Below are 274 nucleotides of genomic sequence, written 5' to 3'. Positions count from 1 at the left end.
AGCACCACCCACAATAGACATGATAATGAATGCGCCGCCCTTTTTGGTGTGCACGCCCAGATCTTTTACGCCTAATGCAAATATGGTTGGGAACATAATAGACATGAAAAAGAAAACGGCCATCAGCGCATATACGGAAATGGCGCCTTTACCGGCCATTACCACCATACACAACACCAGGTTTATGAGCGCATAAGCAGCCAGCAGCTTATTGGGCGCTACCGTTCTCATAATAGCGGTGCCCACAAAACGGCCGGCAGTAAATAATACCAGG

1 pseudogene is annotated in these 274 nt (G+C 48.2%); it reads right to left on the bottom strand.

The window, feature by feature from the left end:
- Window positions 1-274 (bottom strand): annotated as a pseudogene (locus tag KVS71_RS17445) (glucose/galactose MFS transporter); the annotation flags it as partial.

This window comes from Microbacterium sp. GbtcB4 (assembly GCF_019091465.1).
GTDB classification, from domain to species: Bacteria; Actinomycetota; Actinomycetes; order Actinomycetales; family Microbacteriaceae; genus Microbacterium; species Microbacterium paraoxydans.
This window is presented reverse-complemented; position numbering and strand designations above follow the sequence as displayed.